Annotated in this window: 2 protein-coding genes and 1 pseudogene; all 3 read left to right on the top strand. The window is 68.3% G+C overall.

What is annotated here, in order from left to right:
* Window positions 1–250, top strand: a pseudogene (locus AC27IQ_RS21195) (FecR family protein); the annotation flags it as partial.
* A 164-nt stretch (window positions 251–414) separates the two neighbouring features.
* The gene (locus AC27IQ_RS21190) at window positions 415–2,859 is read left to right on the top strand and encodes a TonB-dependent siderophore receptor (RefSeq protein WP_487090675.1); all 2,445 of its coding nucleotides are present in this window, start codon (window positions 415–417) and stop codon (window positions 2,857–2,859) included.
* A 46-nt stretch (window positions 2,860–2,905) separates the two neighbouring features.
* The coding region (locus AC27IQ_RS21185; RefSeq protein ID WP_487090674.1) for a PepSY domain-containing protein at window positions 2,906–3,164 on the top strand (259 nt) is incomplete at its 3' end.

The following is a 3,164-nucleotide window of genomic DNA, read 5'->3' as shown; positions in this document are numbered from 1 at the left end:
GCTGGGGTCGCCCCCTTGGCGCGACGGGCGCATCACCTTCGACGATGTGCCGCTGGCGCAGGCTTTGGCGGAGTTCGAGCGCTACGGGCCGACCGGCCTCGTGGTGCGCGATGCGGCCGTGGGCGCGCTGCGCATGACCGGCACCTTCGACCCGCGCCGCCTGGACAACTTCCGGCAGGCGCTGCCCAAGGTGCTGCCGGTGCGCCTGCAGGGTGAGGCGCCGCACACCGAAATCGTCGCGGCGCACTGAGTCGGCCTTGCGCCAGGCGTGCACGAACGTGCGGCCCGACCCCGGGGGCACAAGCCACCGAATCGCCTTCCGAAAAAAAAGCGCAAAACCCAGGTTGGGGTTTTGCCAAGCCATGCGTCTACCTGAGAAGGCTTCTTATTCCCAACCTTCCGGAGATCGTTCGCATGTCCCGTTTTCGTTTCCATCCTGCCCCGTTGGCCGTGGCGGCCGCCCTGGCGCTGGGCGCCTTGCCCACCCATGCCCAGCCGGGGACCGGTGCGCAGGCTGCGGCATCCGTGCCGGTGGACATCCGCATCGCGGCCCAGCCCCTGGCCCAGGCCCTGGATGCGCTGGCGCGGCAGGCGCGCGTGGAGCTGATGGTGCAGCCCGCACTGGTGGAGGGCAAGGTGGCGCCGGCCGTGCAAGGGCGCCTCACCGCCCGCGAGGCCCTCAACCGCCTGCTGGCGGGCAGCGGGCTGTTCGCGGAGATCGAAGGCACCTCGGTGGTCGTGCGCCGCGTGCCGCAAGGCGCAGGCACGGCCACGCTCGCGCCCGTGACGGTATCGGCCCAGGCCGAGCGCCCGGTGGCGACCGAGCACACGGGCTCGTACACCACGCGCGCCGTCACGGTGGGCAAGGGCGCCCAGGCGCTCAAGGACATTCCCCAGTCGATCAGCGTCGTCACGCGCCAGCTGATGGACGAGCAGAACATCACCTCGGTCTACGACGCGCTCGCCAGCACCACCGGCATCACGCTGGCGCAAAGCCCACAGGGCGGCAAGTACATCTATTCGCGCGGCTACGACCTGACCACGGTGCAGTACGACGGGGTGCCACTCAACCGCGGCATGTACGGGCGGGCGAGCAACTATTCATCCAGCATGGCGATCATCGACCGGGCCGAGGTCCTGCGCGGCGCCGCCGGCCTGCTGCAGGGCGAAGGCAGCCCCGGTGGGGCGGTCAACCTGGTGCGCAAGCGTCCTCTCGGCACCAACGCCACCACGGTGGAGGCCCGCGTGGGCTCGTGGGACCGCTACGGCGCGCAGCTGGACACCAGCCGCGTCCTGAACGAAGAGGGCACGCTGCGCGGCCGCGCGCTGATCGACTACGAAGACCACCACGCGTTCATGGACTATGTGAACCGCCGCAGCCCGACCGTGTACGGCACGCTGGAATACGACGTCTCGGCCGCCACGCGCATCAACTTCGGGGCCAGCTCCGAAGAAACGCGGGGCCGCCCTTCGATGAACGGCCTGCCGCGCTACGCCACCGGCGGCGACCTGAACCTGCCCCGCTCGACCTACCTGGGCGCCACCTGGAACCGGCAGGAGTCGTCCAACCGCGGGCTGTACTTCGATGCGGCGCACCAGTTCAACGACGACTGGAAGCTGCAGTTCACGGCGATGCACCTCAAGGAGGAGCACGACCTGAAGTACGCCGGGGTCAACCGGGCGGTCAACCCGGCGCTGATGCAGAGCGCCAACATCGTGGCTCGGTCCATCGCCGACATCGAGACCTCGGGCATCGACGCGAACCTGACCGGAAAATTCGACGCCTTCGGCCGGCGGCACGAACTGGTGAGCGGGGTCAACTACACGCACACCACGAACGACACCATCTACGGCTTTCGGACCAACTACAACATCTTCGGCCTGAACAGCTACAACCCCGACTTCCGCGAGCCCACGGACGCCGAGATCTACACCGGCACCCGTGAGGCGCGGCAGGGCAAGGCCCGGCAACTGGGCTTCTACAACGCGGTGCGCCTGCAGCTGACCGACCCGCTCAAGCTGGTGGTCGGCGCGCGCGTCAGCTGGTTCCGCACCGACTGGGACACCGTCACCACCGGCGCGGCGCCGTCCACCTCGGCCACCCACAGCCGCGAGAACGCCAAGGTCAACCCCTATGCCGGGCTGATCTACGCGCTCGACCCGCAATGGTCCGCCTACGTGAGCTATTCCGACATCTTCAAGCCGCAGTCCGAACTGAACGAGGCGGGCCAGTTGCTCAAGCCCATGGTGGGCGCCAATTACGAAGCGGGCCTCAAAGGCGAGCTGATGGACGGCAAGGTGAATGCCTCGTTCGCCCTGTTCCGCGTGGACCAGAAGAACCGCGCGCAGGAAGACTTCAGCACCAGCCCCACCTGCCGCAGCGACTACTACTGCTACACCGACACGGGCGAGGTGCGCAGCCAGGGCCTGGATGCCGAGGTGAGCGGCGAAGTCGCGCCCCACTGGAACCTGTTCGCCGGCTACACCTTCAACCAGACCAAGTACCTCAAGGACGTGAGCAGCCAGGGCCTGTCCTTCAACAGCTACACGCCCAAGCACCTGTTTCGCCTGTGGAGCACCTACCAGCTGCCGGGCGAGTGGAACGCCATCACCCTCGGGGGCGGCGTCAACGCGCAAAGCGGCAGCTACCGTCAGATCGGTGCCGTGCGCGCCACCAACGGCGGGCGGGCGGTGTGGAATGCGCTGGTCAAGTACCAGATCAACCGCCACTGGACCGCGGCGCTGAACGTCAACAACGTCTTCGACAAGCGCTACTACAGTTCGGTCACCGCGCTGGTCAACGGCAGCTATTACGGCGACCCCCGCAACGTGATGCTGACCCTGCGCGGCGCCTTCTGACCGTGCGCAGTCGATCGCGCGGCGAATGGCCAGGGATGGGGCCCGCATGAAAGGCAACGGCAACTTGCGCCAGTCCATGTCGTGGCTGCACACCTGGTGCGGCCTCGTCTGCGGATGGCTGCTGTGCGCCATCTTCCTCACGGGCACGCTCAGCGTGTTCCGGGAGCCGATCACCCGCTGGATGGAGGCCCGGCCCGTGCTGGCGGATGCCGGGGCCGGCACACAGGGGGCCGTGCCGCACGTGCTGGCACAAGCCGTGCGGCACCTGGCCGCGGAGGCACCCGGCGCGCGCTTTTTGGCGCATC

Source organism: Acidovorax sp. KPB24-07 (genome assembly GCF_057543315.1).
This window is presented reverse-complemented; position numbering and strand designations above follow the sequence as displayed.